Annotated in this window: 1 protein-coding gene; it reads right to left on the bottom strand. The window is 74.3% G+C overall.

Annotated features, from left to right (window positions below; genetic code table 11):
* Positions 1-2,579: polyketide synthase dehydratase domain-containing protein (locus AB0G63_RS39005; protein ID WP_360760627.1), on the bottom strand; the 2,579-nt coding region annotated here is incomplete at its 3' end.
* Between the last annotated feature and the right edge of the window lie 171 nt (positions 2,580-2,750).

Genomic DNA, 2,750 nt, shown 5'->3' on the forward strand with positions numbered 1-2,750 from the left:
CGCCGCACATCCCACGCCCGCACCGGCAACGGCCGCAGCACACCCGCCTCGAACAACCCCACCAGCTCCCGCAGCATCTCCCCGATCCGCTCCGGCCCGGCGCCTTCGACCATGTCGAACGCCTGGTATGCGACGCCCGGGAACGTACGGGCCACGTCCTCCGGGTCGCGGATGTCGGTCTTGCCCATCTCCAGGAACCGGCCGCCGCGCGGCAGCAGCCGCAGCGAGGCGTCGACCAGCTCACCGGCCAGGCAGTCCAGGACCACGTCCATGCCCCTGCCACCGGTCGCAGCCTTGAAGCGCTCCTCGAAGGAGGCGTCGCGGGAGGAGGCGATGTGGTCGGCGTCCAGCCCGAGGGCGCGCAGGGTGTCCCACTTTCCCTCGCTCGCCGTGCCGAACACCTCGGCGCCCAGGTGGTGGATGAGCTGCACGGCGGCCATGCCGACGCCGCCGGCCGCGGAGTGCACCAGGACCCGCTCACCCGCGCGCAGCCCGGCGAGGTCGACCAGGCCGTAGTAGGCGGTCAGGAAGACCGTCGGGATCGCCGCGGCCTGTTCGAAGGTCCAGTCGTCGGGAATACGGACCACCAGGCGCCGGTCCACGACGGCGACCGGGCCGAAGGCACCGCGGATCAGTCCGGTCACCCGGTCGCCGACCCGCAGGTCCGTCACGCCGGGTCCGACCTCGGTGACGACGCCGGACCCCTCGTTGCCCATCTGGGCGTGGCCCGGGTACATGCCGAGCGCGACGAGGACGTCACGGAAGTTGAGGCCGGCCGCACGCACGGCCACCCGGACCTCGCCCGCGGCGAGCTGGATCTCGTGGGCGTCGGACGGCACGAAGGCCAGGCCGTCGAGTGTTCCGGCGCCGGAGGTGCTCAGCAGCCAGGAGGGGGCGCCGGCGGGCAGCGCGAGGGCGGTCTGCTGCCCGGGCGCGTCGGCGCGCACCAGTCGCGGCACGAACAGCGCCCCGTCCCGCAGGGCGAGCTGCGGTTCGTCGGCGGCGAACACCGCGTCCAGCAGTTCGTCGGAGGTGTCACCGTCGCACAGCACGAACCGCTCCGGATGCTCGATCTGTGCGGCCCGTAAGAGACCCCACAACGGGGCCTGCGTCAGGTCGTCCACGCCTTCCCCGGGGTGTACGGCGACGGCGCCACGGGTCACGACGGCGAGCCGGACGGCCTCCAGCCGCTCGTCGGCGAGCCAGTCCTGGAGTTGCGTGAGCAGAGCGCCGGTGCGGGCGCGGGCCGACTCGGAGACGTCGGCACCATCCGACTGCGGGGCGAACAGCACGGCCTCCGCGGGCACCAGCGTGTCGCCCGCGTCGAGCGCGGCGCGCAGGGCGGCCACGTCGGCGTACGCGGCACCGGCCCCGATGATGGCGCGGGCGGCCGTCCCCGCCCGGGGGGAGACGGGCGGGGCGGCGGTCCACTCGAGCCGGTGCAGCGCGTCGGGCCGTCCGGCGCCCGCCAGGGATGCGGCGAGCCGTTCGCCGGAGACGGTGCGGGTCGCCAACGACGCCGCGGACGCGACCGGGTGGCCGGCCGGGTCCGCCACGTCGACGGCGAGGGTGTCCGGGCCGGTGGGCGTCAACCGGACCCTCAACCGGGACGCGCCCACGGCTTGCAGGCGCACCTCGCTCCACGCGAAGGGCAGCCGCACATCGCCCGTGTCCGCAGCCGGCCCGGACAGCGCGAGCCCGTGCAGCGCAGCGTCGAGCAGGGCCGGATGCAGAGCGAACCGGCCCGCCTCCTCCCGCTGCGCGTCGGGCAGCATCACTTCGGCGAACACGACATCACCGTCGCTCCGGCACCAGGCGCGGGCCAACCCCTGAAAGGCCGGGCCGTACCCGTAACCGGCCAGGGCAAGCCCCTCATAGAACCCGTCGAGGTCGACGGGCTCCGCACCCGGCGGCGGCCAGGCCACGGCCCACCCGGCGGCCTCCGCAGCCATGGCCCCGGCAGGGGCCAGACGCCCCTCCGCATGCCGGACCCACACCGCGTCGCCGCCCTCGGGCCGTGCATGCACGCTCACTCCCCGGACACCGTCCTCGTCGGCCGGCCCGACGAGCACCTGCACCTGGACGGACCCGCGTTCGGGCAGCGCGAGCGGCGCCTCCAGCGTCAGTTCCTCGACGACACCGCAGCCCGCCTCCTCGCCCGCCCGCAGGACGAGCTCCACGAACGCGGTCCCCGGCAGCAGGACCGTCCCGGCCACCGCGTGGTCCGCGAGCCACGGATGGCTGCGCACCGACAACCGCCCGGTGAGCAGCACCTGCCCACCGTCGGCGGACACCACGGTGGCCCCCAGCAGCGGGTGGTCCGGCGTCTCGAGCCCGGCGGCCTCGACACCGGCGGCGGCGAAGGGGGCGGCGCGGGGCCAGTAGCGCTGGTGCTGGAAGGGGTAGGTGGGCAGGTCGACATGCCGGGCAGCCCCGAACAGACCGTCCCAGGTGACAGGCAGACCACGCGTCCACGCCTCCGCCAACGCCGTCACGAACGCCTCCGGCTCCGGACGCCCCTTCCGCAACACCGGCGTCAGAAGACCGTCGAAATCGTCGCCCAGATTCTCCCGGGCCATGCTCGTGAGAACACTCTGCGGACCCACCTCCAGGAAATGCGTCACACCCCGCCCCGCCAGATGACGCACACCATCCCCGAAACGCACCGCCGCCCGCACATGCTCCACCCAGTAACCCGCCGAGAACTCCTCCACCCGCTCCCCGGTCACATTCGACACCACACCCACCGA

Source organism: Streptomyces sp. NPDC020996 (genome assembly GCF_040641355.1).
GTDB lineage: Bacteria > Actinomycetota > Actinomycetes > Streptomycetales > Streptomycetaceae > Streptomyces.